We start from the raw sequence: 20,167 nt of genomic DNA on the forward strand, positions 1-20,167 counted from the left end.
TTTTATTTTTTACTGTATCGCCATAATAAACTTCTGAAGGCATTGAGATATCTAAGTTTAATCTACATAGGGATTTTAAACTTTCCTTAACAGTAAAAAAAGAGATTCTATACATTAATATAGAATCTCTCTTTATTTACAAGCTGCACTTTTTATATTCAGCTGGGTTATATCCGGTATGCTTTTTAAAGAGTTTGCTAAAATACGCAGTTTCTTTATAGCCTAAAACTTCACTAACTTCATAGACCTTATAGTCATGCTTCTTTAATAAAACTTTTGCTCTCTCCATCTTAGCTTTTGTTACATATTCTAAGAAATTTTCTCCTGTCTGCTGCTTAAATATAGAACATAGATAGTTCTTGCTGATATTTAAGTAATTAGACATAACTGTTAAAGTAATATCCTTATCTATATTGTTTAACACATATTCACAGGCCTTTTGAACTACATTATCGTTCTTATTCAAATTATATTCGCTTATAACATTTATGAGTTTTCTAATATTATCTGTCAATTGCTTTTCAATATCTTCCAAGTTCTCAACACCTAAGAACCCAATTTTAATGAGCTGACTTAAATCATATACATCTTCTAAAAAGCTATATTTTTTTAATACATTATTATAAATATTATATACGATTTGTGTAAAGGCAATATTAATCTTAAAAATGTCAAAGTTCAATATTTGAGCTATTTCTTTAATTAACTGCTGAAGCATACTTAATGAATCTTCTTTCCCCAAGATTATTGAGTTTATAAGCGCCTTCTCTTTTTCAATTGGGTAAACAAAATTCTCTTGTCTTGTATCTACCAATTCACTTAGGTTAATTATCCTATTTGTACCTAACACATATTTATATTTTAATGTTTCTTTTGCATTCAGGTAGCTTTTATGAATACTATATATCTGGTTATAGCAATTGCCAATTCCTATATTTAGCTTAATTCCTAATTCCTCATTACATCTTTTAAGTATACCCTTTAAAGCAAATACAAAACTTTCATTGAAAGCTTGCAATTCAACTTCTTTTTCTGTCTGTACTATAATAATCTTTTTCCCTAACTCTTCATCTAAAATATGAAAATACTCTATGCTACTCTTCTCCAACTCTTTCTCAATTATATCCTGAAAGTTCTTTTCCAAGTAACTCCATTCAATGCTTCCACTTATATCCTCTTTGCTAATAACAATATCATTGATTTCAACTATTGCTACCTGAACTTTCCCCTTAACTAAAGGTAAATCATATTGTGAAATATACTCATCAATCATAATCAGGCTCTTTCCTCGTAATAAATCATACAGTATCTTTTCACCAGATATAATTTTGTTTATGCTGTATTCATACTCCTTTTCTTCTTTCATCTTAAGTTTTTTATATGCATTAACCAGTATGTTCTTAAGTTTTTGTGAATCTATTGGTTTTAGTATATAGTCAAAAGCACCAAGTCTTATACCTTCTTGTGCATACAAAAATTCATCATATCCACTTAATAGTACTACTAAGGTATCTAATTCCATATCCCTTATTTCTCTTAATAGTTCAATTCCATTTACCTTATGCATCTTAATATCAGAAACAATAAAATCTATATTATGTTCCGACAGCAATTTTAGTGCCTCTTCTCCATCTCGTGCTTCACAAATAATCTTAAATCCAAACTCTTCCCAATTGACTATCTTTTTTAATCCCATTCGGATAATTGGTTCATCATCTACAATCATAACTGAATACACATTTATCCCCCCTAAAATTAGACGTTTAAATTTCATCTTCATCTTTGAATAATTTACATTAAGAACTAGATTGTTCTTGTTTATTAGGAAGTCTAAGTATCATCTTAGTATAGCTATACTCCTGAGCTTCTATAAGAATACCGTACTGCTTTCCATAAAAAAGTTTTATTCTGTCATTTACATTCTTGAGTCCAACTCCAAAACTTTTATCTGTATTTCCATCTATATGACTCTGCAGAGCTTGTACTTGTTTTACATTCATTCCTTTTCCTTCATCTCTGACACTTAAATACAGATATTCCTCATCAGTATGAACAGATATAGTTATGTTTCCATTTTCATCTCTTAACTTTTCCGAAAGACCATGCTTCACTGCGTTTTCCACTAATGGCTGAATAGTAAATTTTAATATAGGCCTTTTAAGAAATTGCTCATCAATATCAATCTTTAAAATTATTTCAAAGTCATATCTTAAAGTCATTAAAGCAATATAATTATTGATATGTTTTATTTCTTCACTTAATAGCACAAATTCATTATTCCATTTCATATTATATCTCATCATATCACCTAAAGAAGCTAAACAATCAGATACAAGAAAATTATCTTCAACTAATGCCATCATTCTTATATTTTCGAGAGTATTATATAGAAAGTGGGAATCTATTTGAGTCTTCAATGATTTTAATTCCGCTTCCTTAGTCATTATTTCTTTATGGACACTCTCCTTAATTAGTACATCAATAGTCTTCATCATTTGCCTAAAGTTATGTGCAAGTACACCTACTTCATCATTACCATATACCTCTATACTAGGCATCAAGTCTCCACTTCTTACTTGTTTAACTGCATTTATTATTTTATATAATCTCTTAAGGATTGTCTTAGTCGCATAATAAACAACAATAGATAATACTATCAGTAAGAGTGAAGAGTTCCATATTAATAAAAGTCTAGATTTTTTTATTCCTTTTGAAACATTGTTTAAGGATATTACACTTAATAAGTAATTATTAGGTATGGGGGACTCTTTATACAATATAATATACTTATCTTTGCCTTGGTTATAGGTTATTTCACCTTTTTCATATACTAATTTATCTTTTATATCTTCTCCAAACTTATCTATATCAAATTTAGAGTTTTTAAGTAAAAAACTATTCTTATCTGTTTGTATATCCATTCCCTCTTTATTTACAAAAAATATTTGTCCACTCTTCATGATATCTTCTTGAAACATCTTTGGGAAAAAGTCTTTTGAACGCATAGTTACTCTGCTAATTCCTAAAAGCTTATTATATGGGTATTCAATATTTTTGTTGAGAGAAACTACTAAATCTTTAGATTCGTCATTATAAGCTGAATTAATTTTTATATCATTGTCATAATGATTTATATTCCAATATTCAGCCCCGTTTTTTTCAATAGTTTTTTTATACCAATCCTTCTGAGTAATTCTATCTACTCTATAAAATGTAGGCCATAACTCTCTCACATTTACATTTTTAGTGAAGATATTTATTTGTTTTATTGTTGGATTGCTATTTTGTAGACTTATTAACTGTTTATAAGTTGTATCCTTGAAATCAATTAATTTCTTCGAATCATGCATATCCCCTTGTAGATATCCAAGCAACTCATTATTTGCTTCCAGGGAATTTATTATATTTCTCATTATATAAACATTTTTTTCAACACTGTCGTATTCATTACTTAGATCATAGTTAGCCCTATTTATTGTATCCTGCTTAGCATTTTCAGAAAGTTCATCAAATGTATAGAAAGAGAAAATTAAAATAGGAATGCCGATTATAAGTATGTAGGTTATAATTAACTTTTTCATTAAACTTTTATTCATAAATACACTTATAATCTTTTTAATCAAAAATTTTATCATTTATTTTACTCCTACTCATCTAAAATTCCTAACTTAACTATTAATTTATACATATGAACTCTTTATCTCACTAAATTCAACTTTCTCTTATTCTCTTCATATCTTTGCTGTTTATATTCTTGTATCTTATCCCATCCTTGTGCATTTCTATAAGTAATAAATTCATTTAAAATACTATCAAACTCACTATCACTTTTAGCAATAAGCAGGTTTTTTAAGGTGCTTTGCCATTTAGAATTTATTCTAGATAAAGCACTTCCTTCCTGATTTTCTCCATAGGGACTAATGTCATCAAATAAAGAGTAATTATAGGTTTTACCTCTTGCCCACTCACTTATTTCCTTGATTGGCTCACCACTCGGAGGTGTCCATTTTTGTTGTAGATTATCATCTGCTAGCATCCAATAGGTATTTGCTGCTCCATACTTATTATCAAATGCGATTCTATCCTTATTTAATAAATCTAATACTTCTGGTTTAAACTGTTCTTTTCCTCCAATTTCATCCCATGTAAGTCCCTTAATCCCTAAATATAAGTCTCTATTTCCCTCTTCACTGATTAGATAGCTTAAAAAACGTATAGCTCTTTCTGGATCCTTGCATCTATTTGAAATTAATGTAACCGTCCATCCAGAAATACTATCTCCTGCTAATTTAGGTTGGTCAAGTTTGGTGTTAGCAGGTCCATCAACTGCCATATAAATTTGATTTTTATCCTTAGAATATAGCTTTAATTGCTGAGCTGCCATATCAGAGCTTTGGTAAAGTAGTGCAAAGTATCTTCCTTCAGTAATATTTTCTTCCATCTGAGCTCTTTTATCTATAAAAATATCATTTGATAGCAATCCTCTTTCATTAGCTGTTCTTAAAGTTTTTAACCACCTAATATATTCTTTATCAGTCTCTCTGTCATATATTTTTCCGTCCTTTTCCCAAGGTATTGCTAAAAAGTTAAGTAGAATTGTTCCTAGTGAAAGATTACCAGAGTCAGTAAATTCGTGAAAGCCTATAGGTATTAACTCTTGTCCATTCACCATAGGAAATAGTTTTTTAGCTTTTTCAAGTGCACCTAAAAAACCTTCAGGAGTCCTCATATCCGGCTTTCCTATAGCTTCATAAATATCTTTCCTAACCAAAAAGGCCTGATTTGAAGGTTTGTCCTCTTTATAACTTGTATCAGTCACAGTATTAGAAAAATTAGGATAACAATATACATGTCCATCATCTTGCTTATACCACTCCAGCTTTTGCTTATCTGCAACCTTCGTAAAGTATACATCATATTTTTTCGCTAATTCATCAAGGGGAAATGCTAATCCACTCTGTATAATTCTTTTGTACCCATCATCCCCAGCACTTAATGTAATGAGATCTGGCAATTTGCCTGTTTCGATCATAGCATTCAATTTCTGTGTTTCATCTCCACTTGGAATTATAAAGTTCAAGTTAACACCAGTCTTCTGAGTAACATATTTTGATACAGGATTAGTTCCCCATTTAGTTGTAAACCATGAAAAATCAATGTACCAATCAAATGTTATAGGGCTTGTATCTGCTTTCCAGCCTTCTCCACCATTATTGCTTTTAGCTACCTTATCTGTCTTTTTATCAAAAGGACTATATAAAATAAAAAAAGTAATTGTTACTGTTAAGATCATAAAGCTCATAACACCTATGAATACCTTTTCATTATATCTTCTCATAAGTCTCCCCCTTCAGATTAAATATCTGCTTATTATCATGTACAATACTTTTTTGTAATCAATTTATAATTTTTATTATATATGTTATAAGGAAATTATTCAATAATTGCCAAATAGCTACATTGATATTGTTGGTAACACTTATCAATGATAATACTATCAAAAAAACCGTTGAAGCGATCTTCTTTAGCTAGTTTTTTAACACATCTGCCTTTCTGAATTTAAGCAAGGAAAAACCTGTCAGATAAATAAGTTTTATTTTTTACTGTATAGCCATAAAAAACTTATAAAACTGTTGAAATATATATGTTTAATATACATAGAAATTTTATGCTTTCATACACAGTAAAAAAAAGTGTTTATAATTATGCCTAAAATCGGCTTAAATTATAAACACTTTTACTATTATTCTTTATTATTATTTATAGGATAAACTCCTATTTAACTCTTATTCCCACTCAATAGTTGCTGGTGGTTTAGAAGTTATATCATAAACGATTCTGTTTACTCCTTGAACTTCATTGACTATTCTTCTTGATATTTTATCTAGAACTTCATATGGTATGTGTGCCCAGTTTGAAGTCATTCCGTCTGAAGATGTTACTGCTCTAAGTGCTATAGTATGGCAGTAAGTTCTTTCGTCTCCCATAACCCCTACACTTCTTATATCAGGTAGAACAGCAAAGTATTGCCATATCTTGCCTTCAAGACCGTTAAGAGCAATTTCTTCTCTGTATATAGCATCAGCTTCTCTTACTATATGAAGCTTTTCTTCTGTTACTTCGCCAAGAACTCTTATTGCAAGTCCTGGTCCTGGGAATGGCTGTCTCCATACTAAGTTGTGAGGTATTCCAAGTTCTTCTCCAACAGCTCTAACTTCATCTTTAAATAATTCTCTTAATGGTTCGATTAGTTCAAAATCTATATCTTCTGGAAGTCCTCCAACATTATGGTGACTCTTTATAACAGCTGAAGTTCCAGTACCGCTTTCAACTACGTCTGGATATATTGTTCCTTGAACTAAGAACTTAGCATCACCAATCTTGTTTGCTTCTTCTTCGAATACTCTTATGAATTCTTCTCCGATTATCTTTCTCTTAGTTTCAGGATCTGCTTGACCTGCAAGCTTTGATAAGAATCTTTCTTGAGCATTTACTCTTATAAGGTTCATATCAAATTGTTCACTGAAGATTTTTTCAACTTGATCTCCTTCGTCTTTTCTAAGTAGACCGTGATCAACGAAGATACAAGTTAATTGCTTACCTACTGCTTTATGTACCATAACTGCTGCAACAGATGAATCAACTCCACCTGAAAGTGCACAGATAAGCTTCTTATCTCCAACTATTTCTTTTATTTCTTTTATCTTTTCTTCTGCAAAGGAAGCCATAGACCATGTCTTTGAAAGTCCGCATATGTCATAAAGGAAGTTTTCAAGCATCTTCTTACCAAATGGAGTATGTTCTACTTCTGGGTGGAATTGAACTCCATAAAGTTTCTTTTCTTCATTTTCCATAGCAGCTATTGGACAAACATCAGTGTGACCAGTTATCTTAAAGCCCTTTGGAGCTTCAGCTATGTAGTCAGTATGACTCATCCAGCATGTTTCAGCACTTTCTATTCCTTTAAATAGCTTTGAAGTACTATCTAAATTTACATTAGTTTTTCCGTATTCTCTAACTGGAGCTGTATCAACTTTACCGCCAAGAATATGAGCCATTAATTGATCTCCGTAGCATATTCCTAGAACAGGTATGTTTAGATTGAATATTTCGCTATCGATTGATGGAGAATCTTCTCCATAAACACTATTAGGACCACCAGTGAATATTACAGCACTTGGATTTTTTGCTTTTATTTTTTCCACTCCGTAAGTGAAAGGTATGATTTCACAATATACTCCGCATTCTCTTACTCTTCTTGCAATAAGCTGATTATATTGTCCACCAAAATCCACTACCAAAACAATTTCTTTATTCATTTGTATCCTCCATTTTAGGTATGAAATTTAAAATACTTTTATAAAAGATAGTTTTAAAATTTTAACTTTACGCACTATTTATTTAAAACAGCTATAGATACCAAACTTTAGACAACTTAAATTCAATAACACTGCTCTGCATTATTAGAAATCCTACATCTAAAATCTGATATCTATAAAACTACTTTCGCCTTTTTCTATGCATCAATCATGATATTAATATTACATAATGTTTATATAACTTACAACCGTTATATTTTAGCACACCCTGCATTTATGTCCTATTTATTAAAATCTTATTGATTTACACTATAGTTTGGAGCTTCTTTAGTTATGTTTATATCATGAGGATGACTTTCTCTAAGACCAGCTGAAGTTTGAACTACAAATCTTGCATTTTCAAATAAATCTTCTAAAGTCTTAGCACCAAGATATCCCATACCTGATCTTATTCCACCAACTATTTGGAATACAGTTTCTGATAAATATCCCTTATAAGCAACTCTTCCTTCTACTCCTTCAGGTACAAGCTTCTTGCTTCCTTCTTGGAAGTATCTGTCCTTGCTTCCTGCAGCCATAGCTGAAAGTGAACCCATTCCTCTATAAACCTTATAGTTTCTTCCTTGGTATATTTCCATTTCTCCTGGAGCTTCTTCACAACCAGCAAGAAGTGAACCCATCATAACACTGCCAGCACCAGCAGCTAAAGCCTTAACTACATCTCCTGAGTACTTTATTCCTCCGTCAGCTATAACTGGAACTCCATGCTTTCTTCCTTCTTCAGCACAATCCATAACAGCTGTAAGTTGTGGTACACCAACACCTGCAACAACTCTTGTAGTACAGATTGATCCAGGTCCTATACCTATCTTAACACAATCAGCACCAGCTTCTATAAGATCTCTTGTAGCTTCTGCAGTAGCTACATTACCAGCTATGATTTGTAGTTCAGGATAAAGGCTCTTTATTTTACTTACTGCATCTATAACACCTTTTGAATGTCCATGAGCAGTATCTATTGTTATAACATCAACTTGAGCTTTTACTAAAGCATCAACTCTTTCTACCATATCTCCTGTAACCCCTACAGCAGCTCCACATAAAAGTCTGCCCTTTTCATCTTTAGCTGCATTTGGGAATACTCTTGCTTTTTCAATATCTTTTATAGTTATAAGACCCTTTAAGAAACCTTCACTATCAACTAAAGGAAGCTTTTCTATCTTATGTTTTTTAAGAATTTCCTTAGCTTCATCTATTGTAGTATTTTCAGGTGCAGTTATTAGGTTTTCCTTAGTCATAACTTCATCTATTGGTCTTTCGAAGTTTGTCTCGAATAATATATCTCTATTAGTTATTATTCCAATTAGTCTTCCGTCTTCAGTTATAGGCACTCCAGAGATTCTGTATTGACCCATAAGTTCATTTGCTTCTCTTATAGTATGGTTCTTTGAAAGGAATATTGGATTAGTTATTACTCCATTTTCCTGTCTCTTAACTCTATCAACCTCTTTTGCTTGTTCCTCTATGGACATATTCTTATGAATAATACCTATGCCACCTTCTCTTGCCATTGCAATAGCCATCTTTGCTTCAGTTACAGTATCCATACCTGCACTTATTAGTGGTATATTAAGTTTTATCTTTCTTGTAAGTTGTGATTTTGTTTCAACTTGATTTGGTAGTATTTCTGATTTGTGTGGTACAAGAAGTACGTCATCAAAGGTATATCCAGTTTTCCATATTATAGCCATTACTGATCCTCCTAATTTAAATAATAAATTTCATTTTTAGCTTTTCTTGCAAGTAAACCTGCAAATTATGCATTAAATCTTGGTAATTTTATAAATAAAAACAAAAAAAGCCTATTAACTCAAAGTGAAGTTAATACGCTATAAAATACTATAGAATACCAATTTCACTCATAGTCGGGAATTTACGGTTTCCGGTAGAGACTCCTTGCCTTATCCAAGGGATATACGAGTAATTTAGTTCGTTTTTATTAAATTTATTTAATTATAGAATATGCAACGAAGCTTGTCAATTATTATCGATAGAATTGTTTTTGGAAAAATTGACTGATTTTTTTATTGCATTTATAAATATATATGATGTATTTCATTGCATTTTTATGTAAATGTTTAAATTACATTAACCACATTCTATAAATTTAAAAATTATATTTTATATTTCAAATTTATAACAAATACTTATACATCTCTCATAAATATCTTCATTAACTTCTATATATACAAAAAGAGAAAGCAATAAAAATTAGCACCTCAAATTTGAGATGCTAATTAATCTTAAAATAAATCTTTTAATTCTTGGCACGTGATCGTTATAGGTTTGTTTACATTATTTAATGAAACATTATTTGTATATGAATCATTGCTTCCTAATTTTATAGTATAAACAATCATATAACAACTTGTAGTATCATTTCCAGAAAACTGAACTGTAAACTTATTTATATTTCCAGAACCAGTAAGTTGAGTTATCTGTGCATTAGTTACTGGTACTAATTTGCCATTACCATCTATTTTATTTATTTTAAATGAATCGCTACTAACATTTCTAAGTGCATCATCTAAGTCTATTGTTACTAATGGATTTGCATTATCTGTTTTAATAAGAACTCCAAAGGTTGCATTCGAATTCTTAGTTAAGTCTATATCTCCAGTTCTCAAGGTATTGTCTGAGTATAATCCATGAGATATAGTATCTGGAATTTCGTTAAATATAATATCATTCTCGTTACTACTATAACTAAAATCTTGCTGTATTGTATTATTTTGTACAACAAATCCATTAAATGAAGTTAGTAGTTTAAACTTGTATGTCCCTGTGCCTAAAATCGGTATTTGCTTACTTCCATTTACACTAACTGTATTTACGAGAGTATCACCTTTATATACCTGTACTTGAGCATCTCCTAAAACTAGAGCATTATTATTTCCAGTAGTAATTTTTATGTTTGCTTTCCCATCTCTTACCGGTAATGTAATTGTATAATCTGAACTTTTTTGAGTAGTTACATCTTTTTGATAATAAGTAAGCTTTCCGCTTATAGCTATTTGTCCACTTTGCTTAGTTAAGAAGTTAAATGTTTGTGGCTGGCTTAACGGATTAGGATCAGGTGTAAATGCCACATCATTGAAGTTTAATATATTCCCGCCGCTAGTAACTTGTACTTTACTTGTATCATAGTTACCAGTAATATTATAATTTATATTTGACAATATAGTATTCAAATTTTGCGTTGATTTATTTGCATTTGCTGTTACAGTAACTGAAGCTGTATCTCCTACAAGATATCCTAAACTATTATCATTTAATGAACTTAGTGATATAGTCGGGTCATTTACTAAATTTATTGTTGCATTTACTGTTTGTGCTTTAGCCAATAATGGATCTGATGCATCTATGCTTATAGTAATAGTACTTCCACTTGTACTACTATAGACAGATTTAGGTATAGAAACATCAATTTTCTCGCCTTGCTTTTTATTACTATATGGGAATGTTGTTACAGTATTTCCTGCTTTAACAGTTATAACTGCATTAATTGGATCATTATCTCTATCTATTGGAACAAAGCTAAACTGTATATTATCTTGATTCTTTGATATTTGCTCACCGTCTGATAGGTTTGTTAATCCAGTAATAATTGGTGCATGATTTGCTCCTCTTTCAGCCTTAACCATGGTATTTACGAATAGTTTGCACTCATCAGCAGTATATTTGCTACTATCACCGCTATGACCAGTTCCTGAATAGGTTATATTTCCTTTTGAATAAGTATAGTAATAATTTCTTGCATCATACTGATTATATCCATTTCCATTTGGCTTGAGCGTATACCATGGAACAACATCAGGATCTTCAAGATTTAACTGATACCATTGATAATGCGTTGGAGCAACGCTAATATCTCCTATTGTGTACGGATATAGGTTTATAAGCCCATCATTTATCTTATACACACTTGTAGACTCACCAGAATATGAACCAGCTGTTGCAGAGCTCTCAAATTGAGTTAATAACCCCTTAGTCATACCAAGTGAAATTTTACCTTGATCAGTACTTTTAAGCTGCTCATGTGGTATAGTCCTAGTTTGATATGTTCCAGTGGCTACATCAAAATTCTGGTATATATCAGTTTGTTGTGGATTATTTGGATCAACATATCTTGATTGTCCAATAATATCTCTAAAATTACGTGTTATTGTCTTAGAGCTCTTATCAGTAGTATCAATTGGTGTAAGGTATCTATATGTCACTGTATCATGAGTAAACATGACACTTTGTCCAGTTTGTATAAAATGTTTCAACTCATCTATACTTGTTTGTGGAAGATCATTATAAGCATAACTATCTGCAAAACCTAGTATTACCATATCATAATGGCTGTTAAGGCTGTTTCCACCAGATATATAAGTATTAAACTCTGTTGTCGATTTTGTAGATATGCTTAAAGTGTAATCTCTAAGTCCAGTGATTAAGCTACTTATTGTACTATTTGTACTTAAGTTAAAACTATTACTTATTCCATTAGTGGTAACAGGATAAACTTGAAGCACCCTAACCACAGGTTTATTATTAGGATCAGCCTGAAAATCTAATGTTCCAGTTTTATAAGTTTTTACACCACTGTAGGTTACTATTTCTAATTTCCACGTTAGATTACCTACAAACTGATCATCTAGCCTATAGCCTATTTCTCCATTATTAAATTGCTTATTACTAGTGTTTATATTGCTGATAGTTTTGACTTTTTCCTTGTCTTTAAACAGGCCATCTCCATTCAAATCTAGATATAAGTTAGCTTGCATATTTTGCTCTTCATTATCCGTAGTTATATTGTAAATAAAATCAATATTCCTATTATTATTTTGTGATTGACTTGATATCCTTAATAAAGGTGCTTTTTTAGTCGTTGCAAGTGAATATTTGCTTACTAAATTACTTAAAGTTATATTAGATTGAGCTGTCTTTATAAGATTATCTTTACTCATATTGTAAAAACTTGAATACAACTTTGTCCCTGTAACACTAAATACTTCATTAGCTATATAAACCAGTTGTCCAGAATTTATACTGTCAATTATCTCACTAGCTCTTTTATTAGTAATATCATTTTCACTATAGTATTCTATATAGGTGTTTTGGTCACCGTCATAATTATTTCTACTAGTACCTGTCCACTTAGAATCATTTAACATACCTAATGTTGACGGACTAGATTTAGTGTTATATACTTCCTTACCATAAGGCAAGTATTTGGTTTTCGTACCAAATTCAGGGCTATAAGTAACAGAGCTAGAAGTATTATTATCTCCAATTACAACAATATCGTATTTCCCATTTACTTGTTCTACACTTGAAATATACTCTAACATAGTCATATGCCTTATTGTTACAGTCATGTTAGGAACTAAATTTGGAAGAGTTTCTATTCCAGATGTAGCAGAAGATTGTGTTAGGCTAAACTTATCTGTTGGCTCTATTTCTAATATGCTCAAAGAATTTCTGACGTCAGTAGCTTTTGTAACTAATTTATTTTTGAAAACAACTCCAAACACTATAAGTACAATTATCAAAACCAATGCTGCTTTTTTTATAATACTTTTCCTCATAAAATCACCACCTTGTTATGTGATTATTAATTATATAATACTCTAATTTCAAGAAAATTTGTACAAGTTTTATAATCTTTATTAGATTATAAATGATAAATATAAGTTAAGAAAAAATGCTACCGATAATAATAAAATTTCATTAATCTAATAGCATTTTTACCTTAATTTATTGAGTAGTTACTCCTTTATTCCTAAATACAACATTTGAGGTTATACTATAAGTTATTCCTTTATCTTGTAGGGTAACTTTTATAGTCATGCCTGAAGCTACATCATAAGTTCCACCTATTGGTTTAATATTTATACTTTCTACTTTATCAGAAAGAGTCTTTGTAGTAGTTGTACCATCTTCCTTTGTATGTGTTTCAGTTAAAGTTTTATTAGTAGCCGTATAATTATATGCTATAGTTTCTGTTCCAGCATAAAGTGTCAATGTTAAGTTTTCTATACCCCTCTCAGTAGAATCTGCTGGTGGTGGGTTATTTCCATTAAGTGCTGTTATAGTATTTCCTTGGCTGCCATAGTTAGTAAATGAATTTTGAATTTGCTGTCCTTCAAATTGAAGGTTAGCTTTTACGTCCGTATCATTTAAATCTCTATTACTTGAAAAGAAGAACTGATATATAACTCCCATAACTATGGTTAACAAGGCTAATACAATTATAACCTCAATGAGGGTAAATGCTTTTTTCTTATTATACAAATTTAGCACCTCAATTACTGATTAATTTTCCAAACGCCTTTTTGTATATACTTCTTTGGATCTATTGCATTGACAACATCTGAAGTTGAAGTCAATGTTTGATTAGATTCATAAATAGGTGTCGAAGTCGTATTTTCATCACCAGCAATAAATACACCGCCAAAATAATCTGAATATCCTTTTAAGGTGTCCAATATATAGTTGGGATCATAGTTAATGGTAACGGTAGCGCCTTGTTCAATTTCCATATTTCCTGTCGAAATCAACGCTCCCTTAAAATTAACATTTCCATATATTTTTATATCTGCTGTAGTAACTATCAATCCATTAACAGTAGTTCCATGAATTACTCTTTCATTTGCAGAAGGCGTATATTGAGTGCCATCTCCTACAAATACTACAGTTTCATTACTTTTATCTTTATCTAAGTTTATAATTATCTTATCAGGCATATTCGCATCAATGTTAACGTGATTATAATTATGAGTAATATTATCTGTACTGTTTTTCAAATTAATTTGATTTGAGACTTTTCTTTCTACATTTCCATTGTTATACTTTGCTAGCAAGCTTTCTGTACCTTTGCCCATTTCATATACCTCAGTAGCATAATCGCTTCTCCATGTATTAGCCATTTCCTCAAATGTATCTATATTATAATTACTTGCATAAACTGTTCCTTTACTTATATATGCACCAGTACTATAAGTATTATCTGGCAAGCTTATATTTTTGGGAACTCTCAACTTGTCAGTGGACTTTTGATTATACAATATAAAATGATCAGCTTTATCAAAAGCAGAAAAATTGCTTTTAGAGTTTTCGTCAACCCTATCTAATAACTGTAGCGGCTCAAAGTATTTATAGTAATATCCCTTTCCATCTTCATCTGGAGAAAATATAGTTGTATATGCCTTATAATTTCCTTTTACAGCAACAGACTCTCCAGTTTGGTACGCTTCAGGAGAAGTGTTTATATAAGCAGTTCCCATTATCAAAGCTTCATTCCCAATATCGATAATCCTATCATTTACTACATCATCTGAATCATCTGCAGAAGTACTTGTATTCACAATTATACTACTAGAAGATTTAAAATGTTCGTTTTTATCTTCACTGATTGTATCGGACAAGGTTGTACTAGAAATAGCACTACCATCTGATACATTATTTGCACCTGTAGTCGCTGCACCCGTACTACTTGCATGAGTACGATTTAATTCACTTATTGCATATAAGCCTCCGGGTAGCCTTATGTGGCTATTATTTGAATTATAGGCTAAGTCATTGTCAATGATAGACTCACCCGTTACCGTTAAAGTATTTCCTGAAGATGAGTCCGCAGTTGTGTTTTTTCCCACATATATGTTATTTGCATACAGCTTCTTATCTAAAGTTACAGAAGCATTATTTAGCAATTTAAGTGTATTAGAAGTAACTACATTTTCACCGAAAGTAACAGTTATATTACTAGTATTATCTATTATAATACCACCATTATATTTTGAATAAGTATCTAGAGCCATATCATTTTCACTTGGATCGTTTCCTTTAACAAAAACAGAACCTCCACTTACTGTTAAATCTCCTTTTATACGTAAATCCCCGTCAATCGCTACTGCTTTTTGAATCACTGGTGTCATCTCAATCTTACCACTTGTAGTCTTAGTCCCATACACTCCTGCATAATCAGGTACATTTATAGTGTAGTTAGCTTCAACTTTTCTTTCTTGATTTCCAGTACTACTATCAATTTGATAGTCAGAAATAATCTTTACTACAAACTTAGATGCACTATCGTAGCCTATATCATGATTAGAATTATCTCTCGAATAGATATCAACATCAAAGGTAGGCTCATGAGAAGTATTAAATGTAGCCGGTGTGCTTGTCGGGGTTCCAGTAGAATCATCTGCCAGTGTCAAAAATGATTTACTCACTATTTTATCATATAAATAGGTGTGAATAACATTTCTATATGTTGCCTTAAACATACCATTTAATAATATTTTTACATTATCTAGATTTGTTGTATAATCATCCTTTAGCAACTTACTCTTTGTAGAATTATCATCTCGTGGATAATCGCATATTTGTCCAGTTTTCATTTTATTCGTCTCACTGGCTATAACATTACCAAACGTATCCATAAATGTTTTCACACTATAATTTCCTCTTCTTACAGCTTGCTCTACAACCTTTCCAGTAATAGCATATGCCACATCTATTCCTGATTCTGATCCATACAAATTTTCAACTCTTCTGCTTTCTAACACTCTTGACTGATAACTAGAGGCTGTCAATGCTAGAACTGAGGTCCCTACAGTAAATAAAACAGCAAAAATTGCAACTACTGTTATTAATGTGCTCCCCTTTTTCTTCCTTCTCATTGAATCCCCTCCTATTTTGATATATTAGAGTTTACAGTGTATATTGTTGCTCCGTCCTTTATCACATCAACTTTTGTATTATAGTTTTTAGAAAAGACTGCTGCATTACCAGTTACTACATTATAAGTTGTAATAGTACCTTTTATGTTATTAACGACGTAATCTACATTCTTTCCAGTTTGGGTATTAACATAAACGTTTATGTTATCAGTTGTATCATTATATAAATTCACACTAAATTGATGTGTATTTTCATAACTATTATCAAAGCTTAAGCTAATATTATTATTAAAAGTATCCCTATCCAAATAAACTTTAGTATAGTTATGGCTGGCATCCTCAATAGAACTACTAGTCTTTACTGCTAAGTTATACCCCGGTAGATTGATGTCATGTTTAGTCGCGTATACATAAACATAAATACCGTTAGGTGCTTCACTTATAGAACTTTCTGGTAAATTATTTAACTTAACAGTCCTTGATGAATCATCTTGCCCACCAACCATAAGATTATAATCCGCACTTACATTGTTTGTTGCAGTATTATTATAAATATTAGCATTTTGCATCCTACCTAAAGTTACCCTTAAAGTGTAGTCTCCTATATTTATGTCATTGAATCTTACTGTCAAAGGGTCTGTATTTATGGTGCTGTCTACACTGAAACTGTATGCATTACCATTTAAAGAGAAGCTTTGAGCTGTAAACCCATTGTTGTCTTCAAATGCTGATACATTCTTAAAGGCTTCTAGAACTTGTTGTGCCAAATATACAGCCTGCTGCTTATCTTCTCCTCTTTTGTTCGTCTTAACCGAGGTCAATATCATATTGCTCATTGGAACAATAATAATACCTAGGATAGCGATACTTATTATTACCTCTAACAGGGTCATACCTTTTCTCTTACTTTTCATCGAAAGCATAAGCACCACCTCTACTTCTTGGTGACATTTACAGCCTTGCCTTCAGAAGTTATATTAACTCTTGGCCTCTGACCATCATCACCATCTACTTCTACCGCAACTACCTTATCCGTGTTATTAATTATTTTCATATTTATGCCTGATTTATCGTCAGCTCCTTGCCTTGGTGTAGCAAATATTTTAAATCCTATATTAGATGAGCTAGGCTTAAATTCCACTCCGTTAGTATCGTACTGCAGTGGATAACTATTTTTACTAGTTTTATATTTATAATAGTAGTTACCATCTTTATCTTTAGTCACTACCATCTCCACATTTTCTATTCCAGGATTATCTGCGTATAGATAACTTGTCCTGCTTTGATCATTATCTCTACCAATTATAACTGTAGGCAAATCAGAAGTTATAGGTTTTGCAACCATAGAGAAGTCATTTACTTCTTGTTTTGGTTTAGCTGCATCTTCTATTGTTGTAGCTAACGTAAGTTGTCCGCCACCAAAAGGCGTATCTTTACCATATTTATTTGTTAAAAGCCATTTTGAATAATCACTATCTTCGTCTCCAACTTTAGGAACCGCATAGAATTCTAATGTTAGAGTTCCAGTTATACCAGTTTGAGTACTTTGAGCCATAGATAGATTAGATAATACTATTCTTTTGCTTCTTTCTTCTATGTTTTTTATAAAGGTAGTTAAGTTTTGATAGCTTCCTCTAAAGTTTAAAGTAACCTTCATTTGCTCGGCAGTATTCCCACCACCATCTTTTGCTTGAGCAGCTTGTCCGTTGTTTTGTTGAGTTGCCTTTGTACCACTATTGTTTGTCTTACTGTTATTACTGCTAGTACTATTGTTGTATTGATCTGCTAAACCTTGAAGTGATGAAGACGGTAATGGCTGGTAAGTGCTCTTTTTACCTTCTACTCCTTGAACTTGTATATTTGAAAAACTTATATTGCCCTTTAGATTAGCTCCTTTAAGAAGATCATCTAGCTCTAATATTAGTTTTTCTTGAATAAGCTCAGGATAAATATTTTTTGATTTATCTATGATTTTTGCATTTAATATCTTTAAATCTGCTTCTTTTTTATCTAAGGAATTTATAGTGTTCATTATGGTGTTATATTTTGCTTCAGCAGCAGCTCTTTGAGTCTTTAACCCAGCTATTTTCTCTACTTGCTTTGTATAAACGAATTGATAGTAGCCCACAACTACCAAAACCGCTAACAGGATACCTAGTAAATATTTTTCTCTTTCACTTATCTTCATTTCACATCAACATCCTTTAATGTACATTTTAAGTCAAAGGTATAATTCCCATTATCAGAATCATCTCCGCTTATATTTCCTATTTGGGCATCTCCTACTATATCTAGGGCTTTCATGTTGTGTTGAACTTCACCAATAGCTGTTCTAGTCTTAGAAACTCCTTGTATGCTAAGGTTACTTCCATCAACAGTTATACTCTTAAAGTAAACATCCGCAGGAAGTGTAGAATTGATATTGTTAAGCAAACTTGATGATATAGTATTTCTGCTGTTTATTCCTTCATTAATCTTAGTAAGGCCATCATCATATTTATTAAGTACATCTATTTTCTTGTTTACTTCTTCAGCTTTCTTTACCTTATCTTGTACCTTTGGAGAATTTATAGAGCTTTGAAACTTGTCTATATCTCTATTAAGCATATAAACATTTATGCTATTCCATGCAAAAGTCCCAACAATAAAAACTGCAACTACAGCTGATACTGTATAAATATATATCTTTTTATTTACTACCTGCTTTTGCTTCCCTTGATAAGGGGCGAAAAAGTTAAAATCATTCATCCTCATATCCCCCTTATAGTCTTATTATAGAACCAATTGCATTTAAGTACTGTTCTATAGTCTCAGTGGCTATTTTTAAATTTAGATTTACATTTCCCATAGTTCTAACCTTTGAAGTAGGTATTGAAAATCTATTAAATATATATCTTTCTATCCCTTTTAAGTTAGAGCTCCCTCCAAATAAGAATATCTTATCTATACTATTTCCAACCTTTTTGTTTCTATAGAATTGAACTATTCTTTCAAGTTCCATACTCCATTCATCTACTACATCTCTTATTATTCTGTTAGAAGAATCCTCATTATCATTTGAAATTGATAAATCTCCTTTGTTTTTCTTTATCTCTTCAGCAGCCTCTAAAGATATTCCCATTGCTCTGCTAAGTGCTCCATCTATATTGGCTCCACCAGACTTTATAATTCTAGTAAATTCAAACTTACCATCCTTGTATATACTTACGCTAAGGGTACTTGCTCCCATATCAATAAAAGCTATGGTTTCTTCGGTACTATAAGCTTCATCGTTTACTTTATTACTGTAGTTTACAAGTTTGTTTAAGGAATTATAAGATATATCTAACGCTAATGGTTTTAAATTTGAGTTAGTTAATAGCTTATAATACTTCATAGCTAACTTTTCTGGATATGTAATAACTAAGGCCTTAAACTTAAGTTTTGATTCCACTTGAAATCTATCTAGTATACTTTGCTGGATAACATAATCATCCATATTTATAGGAAGATACTGCTGTATTTCATATTTAACCACTGTACTAAGTTCATCCTCTTGTACCGCTGGTATAACAACTTCTCTATTAATTACACTAGTAGAGTTATTTGTACAAATAGCATCTTTTATATTGATTTTGTTATTATTAAGAAGCTGCTCTAAAAAAACATTCATAACATCTGGATTTAATATGTTTCCATCTCCAACTGCATCTACAGGAGTTTTAGCAGTAATCAATCTTTCTATCTCTAATTGATCTTTATAATACTTCCCAACTACCACTTTCGTAGTATCACTTCCAAAATCAAAAGAAACTACTTTTCTATTTAGTTCTTTCTTTTTAACCGGCTTCTTTTCAATAGGTTTATTTCTTATTTTATTTTTAAGATCACTTATATCTACATTCATTAAATCTTTTACTTTACTGAAATCCATTTACTTGAACCTCCGATTTTCTGTTTTAGTTTTGTTCGTCGTATCTATATCTTAATAAAATATGCTTCTCATTGAGTTCAATTTAACTTTAGTTTATATATACTTAAAACTACATAGATACTGAGTTTTAGGCATATATAAGCTAAGTTATGGAATAATATAGTTTAAAGTGTAAAGTTATATGGATAACTTTACACTTCATT

Annotated in this window: 12 protein-coding genes and 1 riboswitch; all 12 genes read right to left on the reverse strand. The window is 31.1% G+C overall.

From position 1 onward, the window contains the following. Nucleotides 1-136: 136 nt before the first annotated feature. Nucleotides 137-1,738 carry a response regulator gene (locus bsdtw1_RS18090; RefSeq protein WP_183278923.1) on the reverse strand — a complete coding sequence of 534 codons (1,602 nt, stop codon included), beginning with the start codon at nt 1,736-1,738 and terminating at the stop codon, nt 137-139. A 58-nt stretch (nt 1,739-1,796) separates the two neighbouring features. Next, on the reverse strand, nt 1,797-3,635 hold the full coding sequence (locus bsdtw1_RS18095; protein WP_183278924.1) for a sensor histidine kinase: 1,839 nt from the start codon (nt 3,633-3,635) through the stop codon (nt 1,797-1,799). A 62-nt stretch (nt 3,636-3,697) separates the two neighbouring features. Then, nucleotides 3,698-5,338: an extracellular solute-binding protein gene (locus tag bsdtw1_RS18100; protein WP_183278925.1), complete on the reverse strand. Its 1,641-nt coding sequence runs from the start codon at nt 5,336-5,338 to the stop codon at nt 3,698-3,700. Between the two features lie 448 nt (nt 5,339-5,786). Then, nucleotides 5,787-7,319, reverse strand: coding sequence for a glutamine-hydrolyzing GMP synthase (gene guaA / locus bsdtw1_RS18105; protein ID WP_183278926.1), 1,533 nt, complete (start codon nt 7,317-7,319; stop codon nt 5,787-5,789). A 296-nt stretch (nt 7,320-7,615) separates the two neighbouring features. Then, nucleotides 7,616-9,070, reverse strand: coding sequence for an IMP dehydrogenase (gene guaB, locus bsdtw1_RS18110; protein ID WP_183278927.1), 1,455 nt, complete (start codon nt 9,068-9,070; stop codon nt 7,616-7,618). 151 nt (nt 9,071-9,221) lie between these two features. Next, a riboswitch (purine riboswitch) is annotated at nt 9,222-9,319 on the reverse strand. Nucleotides 9,320-9,622: 303 nt separating this feature from the next. Beyond that, nucleotides 9,623-12,955, reverse strand: coding sequence for a DUF5057 domain-containing protein (locus bsdtw1_RS18115; protein ID WP_183278928.1), 3,333 nt, complete (start codon nt 12,953-12,955; stop codon nt 9,623-9,625). A 169-nt stretch (nt 12,956-13,124) separates the two neighbouring features. After that, complete coding sequence (locus bsdtw1_RS18120) at nt 13,125-13,661, reverse strand: type II secretion system protein (protein WP_183278929.1); 537 nt, start codon at nt 13,659-13,661, stop codon at nt 13,125-13,127. Between the two features lie 14 nt (nt 13,662-13,675). Next, nucleotides 13,676-16,051: a hypothetical protein gene (locus bsdtw1_RS18125; RefSeq protein WP_183278930.1), complete on the reverse strand. Its 2,376-nt coding sequence runs from the start codon at nt 16,049-16,051 to the stop codon at nt 13,676-13,678. Between the two features lie 11 nt (nt 16,052-16,062). Continuing rightward, the gene (locus bsdtw1_RS18130; RefSeq protein ID WP_183278931.1) at nt 16,063-16,974 is read right to left on the reverse strand and encodes a type IV pilus modification PilV family protein; all 912 of its coding nucleotides are present in this window, start codon (nt 16,972-16,974) and stop codon (nt 16,063-16,065) included. Between the two features lie 11 nt (nt 16,975-16,985). Continuing rightward, on the reverse strand, nt 16,986-18,239 hold the full coding sequence (locus bsdtw1_RS18135; RefSeq protein ID WP_183278932.1) for a hypothetical protein: 1,254 nt from the start codon (nt 18,237-18,239) through the stop codon (nt 16,986-16,988). Beyond that, the gene (locus tag bsdtw1_RS18140; RefSeq protein ID WP_183278933.1) at nt 18,236-18,799 is read right to left on the reverse strand and encodes a PilN domain-containing protein; all 564 of its coding nucleotides are present in this window, start codon (nt 18,797-18,799) and stop codon (nt 18,236-18,238) included. The genes bsdtw1_RS18135 and bsdtw1_RS18140 overlap by 4 nt, the downstream gene beginning before the upstream one ends. Before the next feature lie 13 nt (nt 18,800-18,812). Continuing rightward, the gene (pilM, locus tag bsdtw1_RS18145; RefSeq protein ID WP_183278934.1) at nt 18,813-19,964 is read right to left on the reverse strand and encodes a type IV pilus assembly protein PilM; all 1,152 of its coding nucleotides are present in this window, start codon (nt 19,962-19,964) and stop codon (nt 18,813-18,815) included. Nucleotides 19,965-20,167: the final 203 nt, after the last annotated feature.

Source organism: Clostridium fungisolvens (assembly GCF_014193895.1).
GTDB lineage: Bacteria > Bacillota > Clostridia > Clostridiales > Clostridiaceae > Clostridium_AR > Clostridium_AR fungisolvens.